Origin of the sequence: Terrabacter sp. Soil810 (assembly GCF_001429645.1) — a bacterium.
In the GTDB taxonomy this organism is placed as follows: Bacteria; Actinomycetota; Actinomycetes; order Actinomycetales; family Dermatophilaceae; genus Terrabacter.
This window is the reverse complement of the sequence record NZ_LMSW01000011.1, coordinates 1,459,894-1,481,940: the sequence shown is the minus strand read 5'-3', so window position 1 is coordinate 1,481,940 and position 22,047 is coordinate 1,459,894. Positions and strand designations below refer to the sequence as shown.

The 22,047-nt window shown below is 71.7% G+C and carries 21 protein-coding genes and 2 tRNA genes; 5 read left to right on the top strand and 18 right to left on the bottom strand.

Going from position 1 to position 22,047, the window contains the following annotated elements; genetic code table 11:
* The first annotated feature begins 7 nt into the window (after nt 1-7).
* Entirely contained in the window at nt 8-2,011 is a 2,004-nt protein-coding gene (locus ASG96_RS12750) for an acyl-CoA dehydrogenase (RefSeq protein ID WP_200962681.1), read from the top strand.
* A 73-nt stretch (nt 2,012-2,084) separates the two neighbouring features.
* On the opposite strand, the gene ASG96_RS12745 is transcribed toward ASG96_RS12750, so the two are convergent.
* The 4 genes from ASG96_RS12745 to ASG96_RS12730 are packed head-to-tail and all read right to left on the bottom strand — an operon-like array spanning nt 2,085 to nt 6,406.
* Nucleotides 2,085-2,606, bottom strand: a complete 522-nt coding sequence (locus ASG96_RS12745; protein WP_057588136.1) for a flavin reductase family protein — start codon at nt 2,604-2,606, stop codon at nt 2,085-2,087.
* Nucleotides 2,603-2,950 carry a hypothetical protein gene (locus ASG96_RS12740; protein ID WP_056756587.1) on the bottom strand — a complete coding sequence of 116 codons (348 nt, stop codon included), beginning with the start codon at nt 2,948-2,950 and terminating at the stop codon, nt 2,603-2,605. Before ASG96_RS12740 ends, ASG96_RS12745 begins: the two co-directional genes overlap by 4 nt.
* 49 nt (nt 2,951-2,999) lie before the next feature.
* Nucleotides 3,000-4,625 (bottom strand): SulP family inorganic anion transporter, encoded by a 1,626-nt coding sequence (locus ASG96_RS12735; protein WP_057588134.1) that lies wholly within the window; start codon nt 4,623-4,625, stop codon nt 3,000-3,002.
* 53 nt (nt 4,626-4,678) lie between these two features.
* Entirely contained in the window at nt 4,679-6,406 is a 1,728-nt protein-coding gene (locus ASG96_RS12730) for a SulP family inorganic anion transporter (protein ID WP_056756580.1), read from the bottom strand.
* Nucleotides 6,407-6,628: 222 nt separating this feature from the next.
* Between ASG96_RS12730 and ppk2 the strand changes: the two genes are divergently transcribed.
* Nucleotides 6,629-7,489: a polyphosphate kinase 2 gene (gene ppk2 / locus ASG96_RS12725; protein WP_056756577.1), complete on the top strand. Its 861-nt coding sequence runs from the start codon at nt 6,629-6,631 to the stop codon at nt 7,487-7,489.
* Between the two features lie 86 nt (nt 7,490-7,575).
* Entirely contained in the window at nt 7,576-8,316 is a 741-nt protein-coding gene (locus ASG96_RS12720; RefSeq protein ID WP_235509153.1) for a phosphatase PAP2 family protein, read from the top strand.
* 25 nt (nt 8,317-8,341) lie between these two features.
* Here the strand turns inward: ASG96_RS12720 and ASG96_RS12715 are convergent, their stop codons facing one another.
* The 8 genes from ASG96_RS12715 to ASG96_RS12680 all read right to left on the bottom strand — a co-directional run bounded on the left by ASG96_RS12715 (nt 8,342) and on the right by ASG96_RS12680 (nt 15,384).
* Nucleotides 8,342-8,974, bottom strand: coding sequence for a phosphatase PAP2 family protein (locus tag ASG96_RS12715; RefSeq protein ID WP_082591757.1), 633 nt, complete (start codon nt 8,972-8,974; stop codon nt 8,342-8,344).
* On the bottom strand, nt 8,971-10,329 hold the full coding sequence (locus ASG96_RS12710; protein ID WP_057588130.1) for a diacylglycerol kinase family protein: 1,359 nt from the start codon (nt 10,327-10,329) through the stop codon (nt 8,971-8,973). Before ASG96_RS12710 ends, ASG96_RS12715 begins: the two co-directional genes overlap by 4 nt.
* Entirely contained in the window at nt 10,326-12,077 is a 1,752-nt protein-coding gene (locus tag ASG96_RS12705; RefSeq protein WP_057588128.1) for a SulP family inorganic anion transporter, read from the bottom strand. Before ASG96_RS12705 ends, ASG96_RS12710 begins: the two co-directional genes overlap by 4 nt.
* Nucleotides 12,078-12,259: 182 nt before the next feature.
* Nucleotides 12,260-12,333 (bottom strand) — tRNA-Val (locus ASG96_RS12700).
* Between the two features lie 125 nt (nt 12,334-12,458).
* Entirely contained in the window at nt 12,459-12,938 is a 480-nt protein-coding gene (locus tag ASG96_RS12695; RefSeq protein ID WP_056756567.1) for a TIGR02611 family protein, read from the bottom strand.
* Nucleotides 12,935-13,780: an aminotransferase class IV gene (locus ASG96_RS12690; protein ID WP_056756564.1), complete on the bottom strand. Its 846-nt coding sequence runs from the start codon at nt 13,778-13,780 to the stop codon at nt 12,935-12,937. The genes ASG96_RS12695 and ASG96_RS12690 overlap by 4 nt, the downstream gene beginning before the upstream one ends.
* A 52-nt stretch (nt 13,781-13,832) precedes the next feature.
* A complete protein-coding gene (locus ASG96_RS12685; RefSeq protein WP_082591756.1) occupies nt 13,833-14,885 on the bottom strand; it encodes a chorismate-binding protein in 1,053 nt (350 codons plus the stop codon).
* Nucleotides 14,886-14,901: 16 nt separating this feature from the next.
* A complete protein-coding gene (locus tag ASG96_RS12680) occupies nt 14,902-15,384 on the bottom strand; it encodes a glutathione peroxidase (protein WP_056756562.1) in 483 nt (160 codons plus the stop codon).
* Between the two features lie 192 nt (nt 15,385-15,576).
* On the opposite strand from ASG96_RS12680, the gene ASG96_RS23810 reads away from it, so the two are divergent.
* Entirely contained in the window at nt 15,577-18,057 is a 2,481-nt protein-coding gene (locus tag ASG96_RS23810) for a CHAT domain-containing protein (RefSeq protein ID WP_082591755.1), read from the top strand.
* A 9-nt stretch (nt 18,058-18,066) separates the two neighbouring features.
* Here ASG96_RS23810 and ligD read toward each other — a convergent pair whose 3' ends face one another.
* The 3 genes from ligD to ASG96_RS12660 form a co-directional block, all read right to left on the bottom strand.
* A complete protein-coding gene (gene ligD / locus ASG96_RS12670; protein WP_056756559.1) occupies nt 18,067-19,041 on the bottom strand; it encodes a non-homologous end-joining DNA ligase in 975 nt (324 codons plus the stop codon).
* Between the two features lie 112 nt (nt 19,042-19,153).
* Nucleotides 19,154-19,226: transfer RNA gene (locus ASG96_RS12665), tRNA-Gly, on the bottom strand.
* A gap of 97 nt (nt 19,227-19,323) precedes the next feature.
* Complete coding sequence (locus ASG96_RS12660; protein ID WP_057588126.1) at nt 19,324-19,650, bottom strand: putative quinol monooxygenase; 327 nt, start codon at nt 19,648-19,650, stop codon at nt 19,324-19,326.
* Nucleotides 19,651-19,870: 220 nt separating this feature from the next.
* Here ASG96_RS12660 and ASG96_RS12655 point away from each other — a divergent pair, with 220 nt between their 5' ends.
* Complete coding sequence (locus ASG96_RS12655) at nt 19,871-20,701, top strand: class II glutamine amidotransferase (RefSeq protein WP_057588124.1); 831 nt, start codon at nt 19,871-19,873, stop codon at nt 20,699-20,701.
* A 100-nt stretch (nt 20,702-20,801) separates the two neighbouring features.
* Here ASG96_RS12655 and ASG96_RS12650 read toward each other — a convergent pair whose 3' ends face one another.
* The 3 genes from ASG96_RS12650 to ASG96_RS12640 all read right to left on the bottom strand — a co-directional run bounded on the left by ASG96_RS12650 (nt 20,802) and on the right by ASG96_RS12640 (nt 21,972).
* The gene (locus ASG96_RS12650) at nt 20,802-21,098 is read right to left on the bottom strand and encodes an SHOCT domain-containing protein (protein WP_056756550.1); all 297 of its coding nucleotides are present in this window, start codon (nt 21,096-21,098) and stop codon (nt 20,802-20,804) included.
* An 81-nt stretch (nt 21,099-21,179) separates the two neighbouring features.
* The gene (locus ASG96_RS12645; protein ID WP_057588122.1) at nt 21,180-21,632 is read right to left on the bottom strand and encodes a DUF6325 family protein; all 453 of its coding nucleotides are present in this window, start codon (nt 21,630-21,632) and stop codon (nt 21,180-21,182) included.
* Nucleotides 21,633-21,744: 112 nt separating this feature from the next.
* On the bottom strand, nt 21,745-21,972 hold the full coding sequence (locus ASG96_RS12640; RefSeq protein WP_056756545.1) for a hypothetical protein: 228 nt from the start codon (nt 21,970-21,972) through the stop codon (nt 21,745-21,747).
* Between the last annotated feature and the right edge of the window lie 75 nt (nt 21,973-22,047).

The window sequence follows — 22,047 nt, the reverse complement described above, 5'->3', positions numbered from 1 at the left end:
CACCGAGATGTCCACGGCCACAGGCTCCCCCACAGGCTCCCCCGCTGACTTCCCCGCACCCGCCCAGGAGCACCTGGCCCCGATCGGACGCTCCGGAGCCGTCGCCGGCCCCGCGCTGACCACGGCGCTGCGTGACCACCTCGACGGCCCGTTCGGTGAGGTCCGCGACCACTGCCGCGCCCTCGACCCGGCGACCTTCGGTCCGCCGGCGACGCCGCTGCCGATGGACGAGCACCGCTCCCGGGTCACGACGCAGCTGGCGGCCCTGGCGAGCCAGCCGTATGCCGCCCACGGCTTCCCCGAGCGCCAGGGGGGCACCGCCCGCTACGGCGAGGCCGTGGCCGCGTTCGAGATGCTCGGGCACACCGACCTCTCGCTCTTCGTCAAGGCAGGCGTCCAGTGGGGCCTCTTCGGCGGTGCCGTGTCACTCCTCGGCACGAGCCGCCACGACCACCTCCTGCCCCGCATCACCTCCGGCGAGCTCCAGGGCTGCTTCGCGATGACCGAGACCGGCCACGGCAGCGACGTGCAGAGCCTGCTGACGACGGCGACCTTCGACCCGTCCACCGACGAGATCGTCGTCCACTCCCCCGAGCCGGCGGCGCGCAAGGACTACATCGGCAACGCGGCCCGCGACGGGCGGCTCGCGGCGGTCTTCGCCCAGCTCGTCGTCGACGGAGAGTCCCGCGGAGTGCACTGCGTGCTCGTCCCGATCCGGGGCGAGGACGGCGGCACCGCTGCCGGCGTCACCATCGAGGACTGCGGCCCCAAGCTCGGGCTCGGTGGCGTCGACAACGGGCGCCTGCTCTTCGACCACGTCCGGGTCCCCCGCACCAACCTCCTCGGCCGCTACGGCGACATCGGCGACGACGGCACCTACTCGAGCCCCATCGACAACCCCGGTCGCCGCTTCTTCACGATGCTCGGCACGCTCGTCCGCGGTCGCATCTCCGTGGCGGGCGGGGCCGGCGCCGCCGCGCGCTCGGCCCTCGCAGTCACGACGACGTATGCCGCCGGCCGCCGGCAGTTCTCCGCTCCCGACACGGACGTGGAGACCATCGTCCTGGACTACCGGACGTACCAGCGGCGGCTGCTGCCGAGGATCGCGACGGCATACGCCCTCCAGCTCGCCCAGCACGAGCTCGTCTCGGCGATGGACGACGTGCTCGCCGGGCGCTCGACCTCCGAGCACGACCAGCGACAGCTCGAGACCCGGGCCGCCGGCATCAAGGTGCTGACGACGCGGCACGCCACCGACACCATCCAGGAGTGCCGCGAGCTGTGCGGTGGCGCCGGCTACCTCTGGGCCAACCGGCTCGCCGCGCTCAAGGCCGACACCGACATCTTCACGACGTTCGAGGGTGACAACACCGTCCTGCTCCAGCTCGTCGCCAAGTCGCTCCTCGCGGACTACCAGGCGACCTTCGGCGACCTCGACACGGCCGGCATCGTGCGCTTCGGCGCCCGGCTCGTCGGGGGCACCGTCATCGAGCGATCCTCGGCGCGGGGCATCATCCAGCGGCTCGTGGACGCCGCGCCCAGGCGCGAGGAGGACGTCACGTTCGGCATCCGCGGCACGCAGCTGCGCCTGCTGCGCGAGCGCGAGGAGCACCTCCTCGACGGCCTGGCCCGGCGCCTGCGCCGTGCCACCGCGCCGGGGGCCGACGCGTTCGCCGTCTTCAACGCGACTCAGGACCACCTCGTCGACGCAGCGACGGCACACGTCGAGCGCACAGTCGCCGAGACGTTCGCCGCCTCCGTCGAGTCCTGCACCGACGAGGAGGCCCGGGCGGTGCTGGCCCGCGTCTGTGACCTCTTCGCCCTGTCCACGATCGAGCGCCACAAGGCGTGGTACCTCGAGCACGACCGGCTGAGCCCGGCGCGCGCCAAGGCCCTCACCGCCCTCGTCAACGACGTCTGCGCGCAGCTGCGTCCGCACGCCCTGACGCTCGTCGACGCGTTCGGCATCCCGGACGGCCTGCTCACGACCGAGATGTCGGGCACCGCCTGACCGGCCCGACCACACGTCCAGGGGGTCGTATGCCGTCCGGCGCGGTCAGCCGTCCGGCGCGGTCAGCCGCCCGTCACTCGGTGGCGCGCTGGTAGCGACCGCGCCGGTGCACGAGCGGGGCGTCCTCGACGCCCACGACGACGTGCTCGATCGTCGCCTCGACGAGGACCGACCAGCCCACGTCGTGTCGGCTCGCCGGGTCGAGGCGCACGCCCAGCCACGTCGTGGTGTGGGTTACGCGTGGCCCCCACTCGGTCTGCTCCCACTCGGCGAGCCGGAAGGCGCCGCCCGGGGCGGGCATGACGCCGGCGAAGACGTCGGCGAGGCGCTCGTCACGGGCACCGAGCAGCGCGACCACCGCCGTCCCGGTGGCCTCGAGCGCGTCGAGCACGTCGGCGTCGGGGTGCAGGAGCCCGACGACCCGGCCGGGGTCTCCGGTGGCGACGAGGTAGGACGAGACGGTCAGGCCGGCCCGCTCGATGCCCGCTCCGGACGTCCAGAGCGACACGGTGCCCCCGACGCGTCCCCGGAGGCGCCGGACCTGGTCGCGGTCCTCGTCAGGGGTGTCGAACGGGTGCTCGGTGTGGATCGTCATGCGTCGGCGACGAGCAGGGCATTGCCCAGCTCGACCTCTCCCGGGGCGACGACAGCCGCGTAGACGCCGGCGCACTGGTGCGGCGCGCGGGTCACCTCGAGGGTGGCCTCGCCGATGCGGATCACCCTGCCCACCAAGGACACCAGCCGGTCTGGCGCGATGTCGAGCACAATGTTGGCGCGCGGGTGGGACTCGACGTAGTCCGTCGCCGACACGAGGTGGACGGCGTGCTTCTTCGCCCGGTTGCCCTCGGGCCCCGTCGGCGTGATCTCGACCGACGCGAGCTCCTGGCCGGGGCCGCCGTGCTCGGGATAGATGATGAGGCTGGTGACCGTCGCGTCCATGCCGCCACGCTAGTGCGTGCAGGCCGGCGGCGCCGCCGTCACGGTGCGGTCACGAGGAGGCGGCGGCGATGGCCTGCTCGAGACGCGGGACGATCGACAGCACCTGGTCCAGTCCGGCCCGCCGGACGCATCCCTCGGCGTCCGACGAGAGCTCGGCGACGAACAGGCGGATGTCGCGGGCCGCGAAGTCCTCGGCCTGGCGGCGCAGGACCTCCGTCCCGCTGAAGTCGATGTCGTCCATGGCTGCGGCGTCCAGCACGACCGCCCGCACCGGGACGGTCGCCGAGGACACCAGCTCCCGGACCCGCACGTCGAAGTGGGCCGCGTTCTCGAAGAAGAGGCCGGTGCCGAACCGGTAGACGAGGAGGCCGTCCATGGGCGTCCCCGGGGCGACCCGGTCGAGCAGCCGTGGTGCGACCTCACCGTCCGCGACCAGGACCTGGTCGTGCGGCTGGTACTGGCGCCGGAGCCGGTCGACCAGGGAGACGAGCACCGCGAGCAGGATGCCCTGCTCCACCCCGACGAAGGCGACGACGACGAGCGCCAGCATCGCGGCGCCGAACTCGAACAGCCGGATGCGCTTGATGGCCCGGAGCTGCGCGACCTTGACGAGGCCCACGCCGATGGCGAACACGACACCGTCCAGCACGGGGGACGGCAGGTACTCGAAGAGTCCGGTGGCGAACAGCAGCACGACTCCGATGACCAGTGCCATGACGACGTTGACGAGCTGGCTGCGGCTCCCGGCGCCGTCACCTGCTGCCGTCCGCGGCGGGCTGCCGTTGATCGCGAAGCCACCGGTGAGGGCGCTGCCGGTGTTGGCGGCGGCGAGCGCGTAGAGGTCCCGGTTGGTGTCGTCGCGGTAGCCGTTCTTGGTGGCGAAGCTGCGGGCCACCGCAGCGCTCTGCGCCAGGATGACGACGGCGATGGCGGCCGCGCTGCCCACGAGCCGGGTGAGCTCATCGGAGGAGAAGCTCGGGAACGTCAGGCTCGGCAGGCCGGCCGGCACGTCGCCGACCATGGACACCCCGTGCCCCTGAGCGCCGATGAGGACCCCGAGCACGCTGAAGGCCACGACCGCCAGGAGCGCTGCGGGGAGCCTGGGCAGGACCCGCTCCATCACCAGCATCGTGACCACGACGCCCAGGGAGAGCACGGCGGATGCCGCGTTCACGTGACCGAGGTTGGTCACGGTGGCGACGAGCTTGTCCCACGTCGTGCCGGACGCCTCGATGCCGAGCATCCCGGGCAGCTTGCCGATGACGAGCGAGACACCGACCCCGCTCAGGAATCCCGCCAGCACGGGCTGCGAGATCAGGTCCGCGAGGAAGCCGAGGCGCGCGACGCCCATGAGGAGCAGCACGCAGGCGGTGAGCAGGCCCAGCACGGCCACGGTGCCGGCGTACCCGGCTGAGCCCGCTGCGACGACGGCACCGGTGCCGGCGGCCACGAGCGCCGCGGTGGCGGAGTCCGCACCGACGACGAGCTGCCTCGTCGAGGCCACGAGGGCGAAGAGGATCGCCGGGAGCAACGCACAGTAGAGACCTGTCTGCACCGGCAGCCCCGCGATGCTGGCGTAGCCCAGCGACTCGGGGATCGCGATCGCGGTGACCGTCACCCCTGCGACCAGGTCACCACGCAGCCACTCACGCCGGTACCCCGTCAGCAGGGACATGCCGCCAACCATTGCACACTCGACGCGTGGCGTCAGCGTCCAGATCCAGCTCGCTAGGGCGTGCAGGCCTGCACCGCCGCGGTCACCGTGCCGTGGAAGTGGTCGGCCCCGATGGCCTCGAGCAGCCCGACCGAGTCCAGACGTTCCCTCAGCTCCTGCGCCGCCCGTGCCACGTGGAGCTCGATGTTGCGCTCGCGGAGCCCGTCGAGCACCTCGCGCAGCGCGACCTCCGCGCTGGCGTCGAGGTCGCTGATGAACGAGCCGTCGAGCACCACGTGGCGCACGGGCTTGGGCGCGCCGTCCACGGCGGCCCACAGCCGGCGCTTGAAGTAGTGCGCGTTGGCAAAGAACAGCCGGTCCTGGATCCGGTAGACGACCACACCCGCACTGACGCCCGCGTCGGGCTGGTCCACGACGTCCACGTACCGGTCGTCGCGGGCGGACCATCCCAGCACGGCGTCAGCCGGTCGAGCCGCCCGACGGACGATGTCGGCGACGGACAGCAGGACCGCGACGATGATCGCCTGAAGGACCCCGATCGTCACGACGCACGCGACCGTGATGGCGGCGATGACGACCTCGACCCGGCTGCTGCGAGCCAGCTCGCGCCACTGCACCGGGTCGATGAGCTTCGCTGCGGCGTACACGATGACCGCGCCGAGGACCGCTGACGGGAGGTACTCGATCGGCGCGGTGAGGAACAGGAGGATGGCGGCGATCGTCCCTGCGGCCGCCAGCCCGCTGACCTGGCTCGTGGCCCCCATGTCGTCGTTGACCGCGGTGCGCGACCCGCTCGTCCCGACCGGGATGCTCTGCGTGACACCGGCCGAGATCTGGGCCACTCCGAAGGCGAGGAGCTCCTGGTTGGCGTCGACGATCTCGTGGTGACGGGCGGCGAAGGACCGTGCCGTCAGGATGGAGTCCGAGAAGGCGACGAGGAACACCGCCAGGGCCGCGACCACGAGCGTGCCGAGGTCTGCGCGTGAGACGTCCGGCAGCTCGAGCGACGGCAGTCCCTGCGGCACGGGGCCGGTGACCGACACCCCGTGGGCGACGAGGTCCAGTGCCCAGGACGCGGCGATGCCCAGGATCACGACCGCGAGGGCGCCCGGCAGACGCTTGCTGATCCGGCCGGCGACGACCAGCAGCGCCAACGAGACGAGACCGACGAGGACCGTGGCGCCGTTGGCGCTGCCGAGGTGGCCGACGATGTCGACCGTCTCGGGGATGGCCCCCTCCGCGTCGCTCGATATGCCCAGCAGCTTGCCGAGCTGGCCGAGGATCAGCACGACGGCGACGCCGGTGATGTAGCCGACGAGCACCGCCTGCGAGAAGTAGTCGGCGATCCAGCCGAGGCGGGCCAGCCGGGCCGCGAGGAAGACGACCCCCACCATGATCGCGAGCAGCGAGGCCAGCGCGGCGTACTGGGCGCTGCCGCCGACGGCCAACGGCGCGACCACGGTCGCGATCAACAGCGACACGGTGCCTTCCGGGCCGACCACGACCCGTGGCGCCGACCCGAGGACCGCGTAGGCCAGCACCGGGAGCAGCAGGGCGTAGAGGCCGGCGCTGACCGGGACGCCCGCCAGCTCCGCGTACGCCATCGCCGACGGGAGGGCCAACGCCGCGACCGTGACACCGGCGACGAGGTCCGTGCGCAGCCGCGGCCGCGTGTACGACGCGAGCGACCGCGCGAAGGGAACGTACCGCGTCGTGATCGGCGGTCGCGTCGCGGACGCGAACGCGCCCCGACCCTTGTAGGCCCTGTCGAACGGCTGCACGGATCCAGCCAAGCGATCCGCACGACGACGCGCATCGCCCGAAGAGGATCACTTGTCCGTCGGTGACCACGCCATCCGCGGGGACGGACACTCGGTGGCTCGCCGAGGTTTGGCCAAGGCTCGACCGCCGCGCCGGCATCGGAGGTAGCCTACGAGGGCGGCGAGGCGAGACCGTGGACCGGATGAAGCCCAGACGCGATGACGCAGCGCCGGAGGCCAGCGATGAGCAAGAAGAAGGCCAGGGAGCCGAATCCAGCCGACGTGTTGCCTGTCCGGGCCGCGAATGAGCGCGACGCGTCCTCGAGCGGGGCGAAGCTCGGTCGTAAGGCCTACGAGGCGGAGCTGGCGGTGCTGCAGGCGGAGCTCGTGGCCATGCAGGAGTGGGTGAAGGCGTCCGGCGCCAAGGTGTGTGTCGTGTTCGAGGGGCGGGACACCGCCGGCAAGGGCGGCACGATCAAGCGCATCGTCGAGCGCGTGAGCCCGCGGGTCTTCCGCGTGGTCGCGTTGCCGTCGCCGACGGACCGGGAGAAGTCACAGATGTACATCCAGAGGTACATCAAGCACTTCCCGGCGGCCGGCGAGGTCGTGATCTTCGACCGCAGCTGGTACAACCGAGCCGGGGTCGAGCGGGTGATGGGCTTCTGCACGCCCGCCCAGACCGACCGCTTTCTGGAGCAGGTCCCTGCCGTCGAGAAGGCCATCGTCGACTCGGGCATCATCTTGCTCAAGTACTGGCTCGAGGTCGGTTCCGACGAGCAGACCCGCCGGATCGAGAGCAGGATCCATGACCCGCGCAAGCTGTGGAAGCTCTCCGACATGGACTTGCAGTCCTACAGCCGCTGGTACGACTACTCCCGGGCTCGCGACGCGATGTTCGCAGCCTCCGACACCCCGTGGGCCCCGTGGAACGTCGCCTACACGGACAGCAAGAGGCGCGGCCGGCTGAACGTCATCAGCCACCTGCTGAGCCAAGTGCCCTACGAGCCGCTGGAGTCGAAGGACGTCGAGCTGCCGGAGCGTCAGGCGCCGGGCGACTACCGTGCCCCGGCCCTGCCGCCGCGCTTCATCCCGACTCCGTTCTGAGTGCGTCCCTTGTCCGACCCGAGACTGCAGTGGGGGGCCCGGGTCCGCGGCCGGCCGACCGAGCCGACGTGCATGAGGTCACCCCGATGACCGTCGGCGAGACAGACCGGGCGGCACCGGTCGAGAGACCGGGCCGAGGCACGTTCACGACGCGCACCCGGCGGTTGTTCCTGGCCTGGGGCTCGGCGAGCACCGCGGTCTGCTTGGCTCTGTGCGCCCTGGCCTTGCGTCATCCAGAGATCCTCGACCGCTGGGACCACGTCCTGCAGCTCGGTCCCGACGCGTGGCGTGCCGGTTCACCGTGGGTCGAGCGCCCGCTGGTGGGGATCTCCTACGCCTTCGGCACCGTGGCCAGCGCGGTCGCGACGGCCGTCGTGGCCGGTGTGCTGGTGGTCAGGAGGCTGGGTCGGGCGGCCGCGTACGTCGTGGTGGTCATGGCCGGCACCTCGCTGGTGACCAGCGTGCTCAAGCACTACGTCGACCTGGGAAGGCCAGTGGTGGCGCACCCGATCATCGAGTACGCGTCGAGCGCGATGCCGAGCGGCCATGCGTCGAACATCGCCGCGGCCGTCACGACCGCGTGCGTGCTGTCGGCTCTGTTCCTCCGCCAGCGCACGCGTCGCCGACTCGTCCTGGTGGTCGGAGTGCTGGTCTCGCTCGTCGTCGGCCTCGATCGGCTCATGCTCGGGGTGCACACGCTCACGGAGGTGGTTGCCGGCTACGCCCTCGGAGTCGGCGTGGGCCTGATCGCCGCCTACGTCGTCGACCCGTCGGCGCGGGTCAGTACGGAGCGGGTGACGGAGTCCCGCGGTCCGGGATCGCGATGAAGGGCGCTTCGCGCAGGAACTGCGGTCATCGGTGGCGCAACCGCGAGCCCAGGGTCGAGGCCAGGTGTCCGAGCCCGGCACCGACGGAGGCCCCGACCAGGACGTCACCGGGGTAGTGAACCCCCGTGTACACGCGCGAGAACGCCACGACTGCCGCAGACACTCGTAGTGGCCAGCGCAGCTCTGGCACCACCGCGCTGGTCGCGACGCAGAATGCCGCCGCTGACGCGGAGTGCCCCGAAGGGAAGGAGGCAGATGACGGCATGCCCACCCACCGGGACTCGGGAACGCCCAGCTCGGTGCGCCGCGGGCGACGACGGGCCGCCAGCTTCATCGGCTGGTTGACCAGCAGGGACGTCACCCCGATCGCGGCCACCCCGGTGAGAGCGGCACGGCGTCCCCTCTCCCCACCGAATGCGGCCAGGCCCCCCGCCACGAGGAGCCAGGGTTTGGAGAAGTTGGCGAAGTCCGACGCCCGGCGTAGCGGCTCGTCGAGCCAAGGGGTGTTCAGCTCTGCCACGGCCAGATAGGTGTTGCGGTCGGCCGTGTCCAGTCTCCGCAGCAGCCGCACGACCCTTGACAGTCGAGGGGAGCCGCGAGCCGCGAGGCGCTCGGCGAGCAGCGCTTCGACAGGCTCGGGCGGGGTCGGACCGCTCATCCGACCTCCGCCTCGCGCCCGGTCGCGACCTGCCAGAGCGCGGCGAGCGTCGACCTGGCGGTGATTCGCGCCGGGCGAGCAGCACGCGACCGTCGAAGGGCGGCGCGTGGACGTCGCACGGTGACCGCGCCGGGTCGGATGGCGAAGCGCAACGGGGGATCGAGCACCAGGGCCTCCCCGTCGACGCCGACCTCCACGGGCCCGGCCGAGTGCACCTCGAACTCCGAGGCCGTCCATTCGTCCCATCCGGAGAAACGCTGGACCTGACCCGTCATCTCCAGGGCGGCGAGCTTCTCTGCGTCCGCAGCCGAGCCGACTCGCAGCGAGACGACCCCGAGCACGCCGCCGTCGAGGCCCTCTCGCATGCCTCCGCCACGAAGGTGAGCGAGATCGTATGGGTTGTTGGACACCAGCAGCAGCTGGCCCGGCACCGCTTCCGCGCCGGAGGGCAGCATGTAGCGCAGGTCGAGGGCGTTGGCCCCGGGTCCCAGCATGTCGGGCAGCAGGGCCGAGGCGGTCTGCACCTTCGCGTCGCGGTAGTCCGCCGACTGCACGACCTTGGCGTACACACCCATCGACGCGTTGTTGACGAACACGCGCCCGTTGATCTCGGCCAGGTCCACGCGCGTGTCGACGCCGTCGTCGAAAGCCGCCAGCGCGCCCGGGACGTCCTCGCGGTCGATTCCCAGATCGAGCGCGAAGTGGTTCCGCGTCCCCGCGGGCACGACGACGAAGGGCAGTCCGTGCAGGCTGGCGATCGAGGCGACGATCGCCAGCGAGCCGTCCCCTCCGGCCATCCCCAGCAGATCCGCACCCCGGGCGACCGCGGCCTCGGCTACTTCTCGCAGGTCGTCGCCGGGTTTGAGGACATACGGCTCGACACCCCGCTGCCTGCAGAGGTCGACGAGGCCGAACCGCTCGACCTTCCCCCCGCCGGACCGCGGGTTCATGATGAGGACCGCCTGCCTCGCCGTGGGCGCGGCCTCGGCGTCGTCGGCCTGCGCGGTCGGGGCGGCCAGTGCGTAGCCGGCTGCTGCGGTGGAGACCGCCGCGAGTGCGAGCCCGACGGCCAGCACCCGACCGCTCTGGCTCGCGAGGATCACCACGACGAAGACGACGAGGGCGATGGCCCCGAGCGCAGCGGCAGCGGCTCGGACGGCGCCCCGGCGTGACACGACGTACCACGCGGCCACCACCGCCGCCCCGAGCGAGGCCACGCTGGCCAGCAGGACGTCCCAGCGGCGGATAGAGACGACCACGAGGAACAGCAAGGCGGCCGCGAACGCAGTCAGCGCGAGTGCTGCCGAGACCCTGCGAAGGGCGCTGCGTCTGGCGCCGGGGTCGGACGTCGTCATGTCGGCTCCTTCGGGGAGCGCCAGCTCGCACCGGTCTGGCGCCGGAACTCTGCGACCGCCTCGTCGACGGTCGGGAGGAAATGCTCAGGGGCGATGGTGCGGGTCAGCTCGTACCGCTCGATCTTCGCACGCACCGGATCCTTCATCTCCGCGAAGACGAGGGACACCCCGCGCTCGTTCAGCCACGTGTCCAGCTCCTCCAGCATGTCCGAGGCCGTGGTGTCGACGTCGGTGATCGGCTCAGCGGCGACCACGATCCAGCGCAGCGCCGGGTCGTCCTCGGCCATCGCGCGCACGGTCTCGCCAAAGCGCCGGGCATTGGCGAAGATGAGCGGCGCGTCGAACCGATAGACGACCAGCCCGGGCAACCGCTCGGCCTGCGGGTAGCTCTCCGTGTCGTGCAGTCCCGCAACCCCCTCGACGCGCCCGAGCTCGGCCTGGTGCGGCCACCAGGTGCGGCGGAAGACGTTGAGGATGGACAGACCGACCGCGATGAGGATGCCCGGCAGCACCCCCAGGAGAGCCACACCGAGCAGGGCGATGAGGGACAGGAGGAACTCCGTCCGGCGCTGCAGCCAGAGGCGACGAGTTCCGGCGACGTCGGTCAGCGACACGGCCGCCGCGATGACGATGGCCCCGAGCGTCGGTTGGGGGACGTACTGCATGAGGGCATTGGCGAAGAGCAGGACGGCGGCGATCACCGCGGCGCCGACGATCCCGGTGACCTGGGACCGTGAGCCGGCCTGTTCCGCCACCGCGGTCCGCGACCCGCTGGTGCTGACCGGAAAGCCCTGGAAGGCTCCAGCGGCGATGTTGGCGGCCCCGATGCCGATCATCTCCTGGTTTCCCTGGACGCGTTCGCCCTTGCGGGCCGCGAAGGCCGAGGCCGTGGACATCGTGTCGGCGAGAGCGACGACGGCGATGGCCAGCGCCCCGAGGAAGAGGGGCGGGACGTCGCCCCAGCCCACCTGGGGGATCGTGAAGGTCGGGAGGCCTTGTGGGAGAACACCGACCGTGTCGACACCGTGAGCCTGAAGGTCGAACACCTTGACCACGACAGCGGTCAGCACCACGATCACGAGCACGCTCGGGACCTTGGGGATGAACCTGTTCAGGAGCAGGATGCCGGCTAGGGCGCTGACGCCGATGAGGGCCGCCGTACGGTTGGCCGAGCCCGTGAACAGGCCGGACAGGAAGGCGTTCGCCTCGGCCACGAGGCCGCTCGCATCGGTGGAGAAGCCGAAGAGCTTTGGCAGCTGGCCGACGATGATCGTCAGTGCCAGTCCGTTCATGTAGCCGATCTGGGTCGGCTTCGACAGCAGGTCAGCGACGAAGCCGAACCGCGCCAGCCCCGCGACCACCATGACGACGCCGACGATGATCGCCAGCATCGACGCGAGCGCGACGGCGCGGGCAGGGTCTCCGCCGGCGAGAAGCAGGGGGAGGATCGTCGCCGCGATCATGGGACCCAGCGACGAGTCCGGTCCCAGCACGAGGACCCGAGAGGGCCCGAAGACCGCATATCCGATCAGGCACAGGATCGAGGTGTACAACCCGGTGACGGGCGGCAGCCCGGCAAGCTGTGCATAGGCCATTCCCTGCGGCACCAACAGCGCAGAGAGGACCAGGCCGGCGACGATGTCCTTCGGGAGCCAGGACCGCTCGTACGAGCGCGCCAGACGCAGACCCGGGACGCGCTCCTGCCACGTGTGCTCTCCGACATCAGGTCGGTCGGCGAGCGCGGCCACGGTCAGCCGAGGATCTGGGTGCGCACGGCGAGGCGGGATCCGCCTGCGCCCGATCGGTTTCGTCCCCCCTGAAGAGCATTCACAGGGGGAGCCTACAGGCGGGTGGGAGTGTCGTCCCCTTGTTCAGCGGGCTCGCCGGACCCTTCGTTGCGTGGACCGCCCGCCCTGCCATCGTCGTTCGGTGGACGTGAAGGGACTCGAACCCCTGACCTCTCGCGTGTGAAGCGAGCGCTCTAACCAGCTGAGCTACACGTCCGGGCACCCCTGTGCCGACACGGCGTCGGGGTGACGGAGGGAAACAATAGCCGGTGCGGACGCGGGGGCGGTAATCGCCCCTCCGGTGCCGTGCCGACACGTGTCGCCCCGACCGCGGGGCGACCCTCAGTCCACTCCGGGCACCTGCGTCAGCAGCTGCTCGGCCCACTCCGGCACGAACTGCGGGATGCCGGCCCACGCGAGATAGCCCCAGATGACCCCCCACACGACGAGCAGGGTGCCGAGGGCAACGAGGCCGCGGACCCAGATCGCCCGGGCCATGATCCAGTCGTTCCAGCGGCTGACGTGGTGCCTGGCGAAGTCGAGCCACCGCTGCGCGAACTCGAACTCGCTGGCGAGGATGAGCAGGCCGAAGAAGACGACGAGCCAGCCCGGCCCGGGCGCCGGCACCATGATGAGGCCGCCGACCGTCACGACGCCGCCGACGACACCGACGGCGGTGCGCCAGATGACGTGCGTGACGCGGTTGCCCCGCAGCCGCGCACGCCAGGCCCAGCGGTCCTCGGCCGCGTCGAGCGTGAGGTTGGCGTCGGAGTAGTCGACGGGCGGACGATCCTCGTCGCGCGCGTGGTCCTCGTGGGTCACGGGTCGCAGTCCCGCTCGGCGTTGCTGCGGAAGACCCGGTGCAGCTCGGTCGTGACGGGCCGGTCGGTCGGGAGCGTCCGGTCGTCGACGGCGTGGATCGGCAGGACGTCCTTGGTCGAGCTCGTGATGAAGACCTCGTCGGCGCTCTGGAGCACGTCGAGCGGCAGCGTCTCCTCACGGACCTCGATGCCGGCGGCTCGCGCCCACTCGATCGTGAGCTCGCGGGTGATGCCGAGCAACAGCCCCGACTCGGCCGGAGGCGTCAGCACGACGGCGTCGACGACGACGAAGATGTTGCTGCCCGTGCACTCGCACAGCTCGCCCCGGGTGTTGCCGAAGACCGCCTCGACGGCGCCCTCCTGCTTGGCGCGGGCCAGCGCGACGACGTTCTCGGCATACGACGTCGTCTTGAGCCCGACCACGGCCGAGCGCTCGTTGCGCGTCCACGGGACGACCGTGAGCTTGCCGCTCTCGGGAGGGAGCGGCTGCGGCCCCGCGATGACGATGTAGGTCAGGGAGCTGTCGTCACGGTCGGACCCGAGCGGCCCGACACCACCGGTGACGCTGTAGCGCAGCCGACCGAAGTCGATCGTCGGACCGTCGAGGACCGCGGCGACACCCCGGTCGACGACGGACAGGTCGATCGGCGGCAGCCCGAGCCCGGCCGCGGAGCGTTCGAGGCGCCGGTGGTGGCGGGTCAGGGCGAAGGGCCGCCCCGCCGCGATCTTGGCCGTCTCGAAGACGCCGTCACCGACCGTGACCGAGTGGTCGAGGGCCGAGACGGAGGGGCCGGTCGGGTCGACGAGGTCGCCGTTGACCCAGACGCGCGTGGTCGTGCTCATGGTCCCTTCCTGGGGGCTCGGCGGCCGCCCGGAAGGCGCCCGACGGGAGCACTCATGGTGTCACAGTGCCCTCGGCGAGCCCGATGAGGCGGGCCGCCTTGAGCTCGGTCTCGGCCCACTCCCCCTCGGGGTCGGAGTGCCACGTGATCCCGGCGCCGGTGCCGAACCGGAGCCACCGCCGGCCGGTGTCGTCGCGCTCGGCCCAGAAGGTGCGGATGCCGACGGCGAGGTCGGCCTCCCGCGCGTCGGCGTCGACCCAGCCGACGGCCCCGCAGTACGGCCCGCGGGCCACCGTCTCGAGGTCACGGATGGTGGTCAGCGCACTGGACTTCGGCGCCCCGGAGACTGAGCCCGGGGGGTAGGCGGCCGCGAAGACGTCGGCCCAGCCGACGCCGTCGCGCAGGTGCCCGCTGACCGTGGAGACGAGGTGCACGAGGCCGGGATGCGCCTCGACGGCACAGAGCTCGTCGACCGAGACGGTCCCCGGCTCGCAGACGCCGGACACGTCGTTGCGCATGAGGTCGACGATCATGACGTTCTCGGCGTAGTCCTTGGGCAGCATCTGCTCGGCGGTCGCCGCGGTGCCCTTGATGGGACGGGTCACGAGACGCCGGCCCCGACGCCCGAGGAAGAGCTCCGGCGACGCGCTGACGACGTCGAGACCCGCGGCGTCGCAGCGGACGCGCGCTGCGTGTGGTGCCGGGTTGCCTTGTCGCAGAAGGTCATCGAGTCGATCGAGGTCGGCGTCGGCCGACAGCTCGTGGCTGAGCACGCGACAGACGTTGACCTGGTAGACCGTGCCGGCAGCGATGCGTTCCCTCACCTCGCGCACCGCGCCCACGTATGCCGCCCGGTCGAGTGACGTGTGCCAGTGGCGGTCGAGCGGCCGCCACGCCGTCGCGGGACCCGCGGCGGGCCCGGGTCCCGGCCCGACGGCATACGCGCTCGGGGTGACCTCGGCGAAGCGCACCGCCGTGACGGCGCCCTCGAAGGTGGCCACGACTGCCCAGAAGCCCTCGCGCGTCATCGCCTCGAGGGCTTCGGGGCCGTGGCGGACGTCGACGACCCCGTGCGCGTCCCGGTCGGCGAAGCGGGCGTGGTCCACCCGCAGATCGTAGGGCCTACCCGGCGAGGGCCTTCTCGATGTCACCGGCGAGGTCGGAGGGGTCGGTCGTCGGTGAGTACCGGCCGATGACGGTGCCGTCGCGGGCGACGAGGAACTTGGTGAAGTTCCACTTGATCTTCTTGCCGAGCAGGCCGCCCTTCGCGGACTTGAGCCACGTGTAGACCGGGTGCTCGTCCGGGCCGTTGACGTCGATCTTGGAGAACATCGGGAAGGTGACGCCGTAGTTCTTCTGGCAGAAGGCGCCGATCTCCTCGTCGCTGCCGGGGTCCTGGCCGCCGAACTGGTTGCACGGGAAGCCGAGGACCGTGAGGCCCTGGGCGCGGTAGGTCTCGTAGAGCTCCTCGAGACCGCCGAGCTGCGGGGTGTAGCCGCACTCGCTCGCGGTGTTGACGACGAGGACGACGTCACCGGCGTACTCGCCCAGCGACACCTCCCCGCCGTCGATGGAGGTGGCCTTGAAGTCGTGCAGGACGGTCACGGTGTCTCCTCTGGTGGTGGTGCGTCCTTCCGATCCTCACCCGTGGATCGCCCGAACCACGAATCGGCGCTCGTCCGGAGCGTGCCGGGGCAGCCTGGGGCTGCCGTATCAGCCCGGGCGGTGGGACGCTCTTGGTGACGAGGGTGAGCCGCCCGGTCGCCCCCGCGTCCGCTCGTCGCGAGGAGGTGCCCGGTGCCCCAGGACTACGTCGACTTCGACGTCACCATCGAGCACGCCGGCCAGGGGTATGCCGTCCGCGTGGGCGGGACGACCACCTCCGCGCCCTTCACGCTGCCCTTCGCGCCGACCGAGCTCGCGGCGTTCATGGTCGCCGTCGGACCTCCCCGGGCGGCCACGCGCCGCCTCGTGCCTGCGGCGGCGCGGGTCACCGACGTCAAGGACTACGGCGGCCGCCTCGGGGACGCGCTCTTCGCGGACGACGTCGGCGCGGCCTTCCGTCAGAGTCTCGACGCGGCTCGGACGCAGGGGCGCGACGTGCGGGTGAGACTGCGGCTCGACACGGTCCCCGAGCTCGAGGCGGTGCCGTGGGAGTACCTCTACTCCACGGGGCTCGGCCGCTTCCTCACGCTCTCGACGCGCACCCCCGTCGTCCGGCTCCTCGACGCGCTCGACACTCCCCCACCGGTCACCGTGCAGGCGCCGCTGCGCGTCCTCGTCATGATCTCCAGCCCGGTCGACATGCCGGAGCTCGCCGTCGAGCGGGAGCAGCAGCTGCTGCGGGCGACGACCAACGACCTCGTCGCCGCCGGCCTGCTCGAGCTCGTCGTGCTCGACCGGGCGACGCTACCGGCGCTGCAGCGGGCCCTGCTCGACCCGTTCCACGTCTTCCACTTCATCGGGCACGGGGGCTGGGACCGCACGAGCGAGCAGGGCGTGCTCGTCCTCGAGCGGGAGGACCGCACCTCGCACCGCGTGAGCGGCTCCCGGCTCGGCACGCTGCTGCACGACGCCCGGGACCTGCAGCTCGCCGTCCTCAACGCGTGCGAGGGTGCCCGGTCGTCCGGGCGCGACGCCTTCTCCGGCGTCGGCCAGGCCCTCGTGCGGCAGGGCCTGCCCGCAGTCGTCGCGATGCAGACGGAGATCTCCGACCGGGCCGCGCTCGTCTTCAGCCACGAGTTCTACTCCTTCCTCACGCGCGGCCTACCCATCGACGCGGCGATCTGCGAGGTGCGCAAGGCGATGGCGACCTCGGACGAGGCCTCCGAGTGGGGCACGGCGGTCCTGCTGCGCTCCGGCGGGGGCCAGCCCTTCTCCTTCGCGCCCTCCACGGTGCCCGCGCCCTCGCCCGAGACGCGGTGGCAGTCCCTCTACGACGCCGCGCAGGGCGCCCTCGCCTCCGACGCGACCCTGACCGCGGTCCCGATGCTCGAGCAGCTCGCCGCCGAGCGCCCCGACTACGCCGACGTCACCGCACTGCTCGAGCGCGTGCGTCCCGGCGAGGCCCCGGGGACCGCTCCCGAGGGCACACGACCGCCCCCGACCGGCCCCGGTGCGGATCCGCCGTCGCCTCCGTCGCCGCCGTCGCCACCCAGCGGCACGGCTGCCCCTCCGGCCCGGCCGCGTCGCGTCCCACTCCTCGTCGCGGCGGGCGCCGTCGTCGTCCTCGCGGCCGCCGGTGGCACCGCGCTCTGGCGGGCACAGAACCCCTCTCCGCCGACCGACCCCCCGATCGCGTCATCGGGCACGACGCCGGCATCCGGCGCCCCCTCGACGTCCGCGTCGGAGGTCGCTGGTGCCCGCACGGTCACCCTGCCGACCACCGGGCAGCCCACGGGGGCGCTCGTCCTCCCGTATGCCGTCGGCGGGGACTACTTCAGCGCTGCCGGGAGCAGCCAGGTCGGGCCCTGGGGTGACCTCATCGACGTGCTGCGGCTGCCGAACGGCAACCGGGTGGTGACCGTGTCGCAGGCGGGCACCGTGCGCATGTCGCTGACGGACACGGGCGGGGAGTCGCTCATGGACCTCGGCGCCTTCGGCAGCCGCGTCGAGGCCAACCGGGGCACCCGGTTCGCCTACGTCGACCGCGGCGACGGGCACCTCAGCGTCCGTGACGACGAGGGCACCGAGGTCGCGGCGCTGCAGGCCGTCGGGCCCGAGGCCGAGGTGGTGGGCTTCGCCGGGTCCGCCGTCTTCTTCACGAACGGCGGCTCGACCTTCCGGTGGGACACGAAGACGTCGCGTGCCGCCGAGTGGCGGCAGGCGGAGATGGTCGTGTTCAACGACTCGACACGCACCGCCGTCGGCCGTTCCGACGGTGGGTGCTTCGCCGTGCTCAAGGTCGACACGCCGTCGCAGGCCACCCGGAACCTCGACTGCCGGGGGCTCGACGTCCAGGGCCTCACCGGCGACGGACGCTACGCGATCGCGTGGAGCACCCCGACCGGCCCCGAGGAGAGCCAGGTGCTGCTCGTCGACACCTCGACCGGCCGGCCCGCCTTCGCCGTGCGGGTCCCCTCAGGGTCGAGCGTCGTGCAGTCCGGCTACCGCACGAGTCCCGTGCCGCGCACGCTCGAGCTGAGCACCGTGACCCCGGACGGTCGCAACCGTCTCGTGGGCTGCCCCACCGATGGCACGTGCTCGATCCTCACCGAGCCGAAGCACACGGCGGGTGACCCGCAGGCTCCCCCGCCGTACGTCATCTCCCGCGACTGAGCGGCCCGGTCAGGAGGCGTCGTCGGGCTCGGGGGGCACGTCCTTGCCTTCTCGCTCGTCGCGGTCGGCCCACTCGAGCAGCGCGCCGAAGTCGAAGACGGCGTCGTCGATGCCCGCGTGCAGGTCGCCGAGGCGGGCGAAGCGCTCGGGCATCGTCGCGATGGTGAAGTCCTGCGGCTCGGCATCGGCGATCTCGTCCCAGGCGAGTGGGGCGGAGACCGTGCCGCGCGGGTTGCCCCGGACGCTGTACGCCGCCGCGATCGTGTGGTCCCGGGCGTTCTGGTTGTAGTCGACGAAGAGGTCCTTCGGCGAGCGGTCCTTGCGCCACCACGTCGTCGTCACGTCATCGGGGAGGCGCCGCTCGACCTCGCGGGCGAAGGCCAGCGCCCCGCGGCGCACGTCCTTGAAACCCCAGTCGGGCGCGATGCGCACGTAGACGTGCAGTCCGGAGCCGCCGGACGTCTTGGGCCACCCCACCGCGCCGAGCTCGTCGAGGATCTCGTGGGTCGTCGCCGCCGCGCGTCGCACCTTCTCGAAGCCGCACTCCGGCATCGGGTCGAGGTCGATGCGCCACTCGTCAGGGCTCTCGGTGTCGGCGCGCCGGCTGTTCCACGGGTGGAACTCGACGGTCGACATCTGCACCGCCCAGATGACGTCGGCGAGGCGCGTCACGCACAGCTCGTCGGCGTGCAGGCCGTAGCGCGGGAAGTGCAGGCGCACCGTCTCGACCCAGGGCGGGGCCCCGGCAGGCAGCCGCTTCTGGTGCACCTTGGGCCCGTCGACCCCCTTGGGGAAGCGGTGCAGCATGCACGGCCTCTCGCGCAGCGCGTTGACGATCCCCGGGCCGACGGAGAGGTAGTAGTCGACGAGGTCGCGCTTGGTCTCGCCACGCTCGGAGAAGTAGACGCGGTCGGGGCTCGAGAGACGCACGATGTGGTCGCCGACCTCGATCTCGACGGGCGGGGTCTTGCTCGACGCAGCCATGGCCGACAGCCTACGGACCGCGGACCTGCCGGACGCTCCGACCGGCCCGGCGGCATACGCCCTCGACGTGCGGAAGGGCCCGTCGACGTGAGTCGACAGGCCCTTCCAGCGGAGCGGACGACCGGGCTCGAACCGGCGACCTCAACCTTGGCAAGGTTGCGCTCTACCAACTGAGCTACGTCCGCCTGCCAGGCCCTCGGAGCCGAGGCTCCGTGGGTGCGAGGTAGACCATAGCGGACGGTCGGGCCAGGTGCGAAACCCGCTCTCGGAGTGGCCGTTCGGCTACTTGCCGACAGCCATCTCGCCGAGCTCGGACCACTGCGTGCCCTCGACCGTCGTGTTGACGATCTTCGGCGTGGCGGCCAGGTACGCGGGCAGGCTCGAGGTCGCCTCGCGGAAGTGGTCGCTCTGCACGTGGGCCCCGCCCGCTGCGTCGTCACGGAAGGCCTCGACGAGGACGTACTCGGTCGGGTCGGCGAGGCTCCGGGACCAGTCGAACCACAGGCACCCGTCCTCGGCTCGGGTGGCCTCGGTGAAGGCGCGGGAGATCTCCGGCCAGTCGTCGGCGTGCTCGGGCTTCACGGGGAACTTCGCGGTGATGAAGATCAAGGGACCACTCCTGGTGTCTCGAGGTGCTGGGGGCGGATCGGCGGACGACGGGCCACCTGCCCGTTGCGGGGACGCGACCCATGGTGCCCGTCGGGGTCAGGCTGCGGCACAGGGGGTGACCGGGTCTGGCCTTCGAGTGGGCCAGAGGCCGCCGTCGTCATCCCCGAGGAGTGATGCCGCCTTCTGGGCGCGCGCGTTCCATGGAGGTATGTGCCGCTGGATGGTGTACTCAGGTGACCCGATCCTCGCCGAGGACCTTCTCTTCAAGCCGGAGCACTCGCTCATCGAGCAGAGTCTGCACTCGCGGATGGGGGCCACGACCACCAACGGCGACGGGTTCGGGATCGGCTGGTACGGCGAGGGCCCCAAGCCGGCGGTCTTCAAGAGCGTCGACCCCGCCTGGAACGACGAGAACCTCCGCGAGCTCACCGCACAGGTCCGCACCCGCCTGATGTTCGCCCACGTGCGGGCCTCCACGGGGACGCCGGTCCAGCGGAGCAACTGCCACCCCTTCCGCCACGACGACTGGCTGTGGATGCACAACGGGGCCGTCTTCGGCTTCCACGAGCTCAAGCGCGACCTGATGTTCGCGATCGACCCCTCCCTCTACCCCGACGTCGAGGGCTCGACCGACTCCGAGGCGCTCTTCTTCCTCGCCCTGACCTTCGGCCTGCGGGAGGACCCGGTGGGCGGCGTCGCCCGCGCCATCGGCTTCGTCGAGGACCTCGCCGAGCGACGTGGCATGAGCAACCCCGTCCAGGCGACGATGGCGGCCAGCGACGGTCGGAGCGTGTGGGCCTTCCGCTACTCCTCGCAGCACCAGAGCAGGACGCTCTTCCACTCCACCAACGTGGCCCAGCTGCGGGACCTCCACCCGGAGGTGGAGATGCTCCGGACGCTCGGCGACGAGACGCGGTTCGTCGTCTCCGAGCCGATCCGTGACCTGCCGGGCGCGTGGGTGGAGGTCCCGGAGTCGTCCTGCGGCATCATCCAGCCCGGCGACGACGAGATCCGTCCCTTCGAGCCGATCCGCCCGACTCACGTCGCCTGACGGCGGTGGCCTGACGCCCTCGCTGACGGTGTGATCCGGCCCGTGCACCCCCTGACGGAGTGCACGGGCCGGATGGACGCCGAGGGCAGGGTGAGCCTGGTCAGTAGCCGAGGATCCGGGACTTCTGGGTCTGGAACTCCTGCTCGGTCAACACCCCGGAGGCGCGCAGCTCGCCGAGCTGCTGCAGACGGGCCAGGTCGGCGTCAGGGTCGGGCGCCGCGGGCGGGGGCGGCGGGGGCGGAGGCGGCGCGGCATACTGCGGCGGCGCCTGCTCCTGGACCTGCTGCTCCTCCTGCGAAGCCCACCGGCCGGCCTGACGCCGTGACACCCGGTTGGACACCGCTGTCGCAGTGCCGGCGACGACGGCCGTCCGGGCCACTCCACGTAGAAGTCCCATCGTGTTCTCCTTCTTCTTCTCGACTGCGGTTCGTCCTCGTGCACGCACGCCGGTTCGACCGTCGGGTGCGGTTCCCGTCGACTACTCGGCGGCCTCGGCGGCTGCCTCGAGTGCCTCCAGGCGAGCGATGACCGCGTCCGCCGGGAGGCGGACGCTGGCGACCACCTCGGCCCCGGCACGTCGCATGGCCGAGACGAAGGGGCCCGCCCACGTGTTCTCGTAGACGAGCACGGCCACGGCGTTGCCGGGCTGCACCAGGTCGGCCGCGGCCGCCAGGTCCTCCTCGTCGAGCAGGTCGGACTCGACGCCCTCGAAGATCGCGAGGTCGAGCGTGCCGTCCCCGTCGAGGTCGGTGATGGCGACGGCGGTCACGGTCCCGTCGGCATCGCGGACGAGGCCCCTCATGTCGAGGACCCGTATGACGCCGGCGTCGACGAGCTTGATCAGCTCCGCCATCCCCTCACCCGTGAGCCGGGCGCCGGGAAACTCCAGCGCGAGGTAGTCGATCGGTCCGACGTCGACGTTGACACTCATGTCTGCCTCCTTGGCGACTCTCCACTGACACCCCGAGACTCCGTCCCGGAGCGATGCCGCGGCATCGCTCCGCGAGGATGAGTTGCCGGTCCCTGCCGGCACGCGGCCGGTGCTAGCCGTCCGCATCATGATCCGGCCCGGTGTCCGCCACCTGGTGCACGGCGGTCACGCCGATGCCCAGGGTCTCGAGGAGAGCCAGCACGCGCGCCAGGGCGTCCGGGGCATCCATGGTCACACTGAGCACCGTGGCGCCGCCGACGTCTTTTCGCCGGATGGGACCGAGCGAGTCGGCCAGGTCCGCGGACAGCTCTCCGTCGACGACGATCTCGTACACCTGCATGGTGACCTCACATCCCGGACACGCGGAAATGATGCTTTCTGGCTCCCCTCATGGTTACTCTCGGAGAGTCAGTCA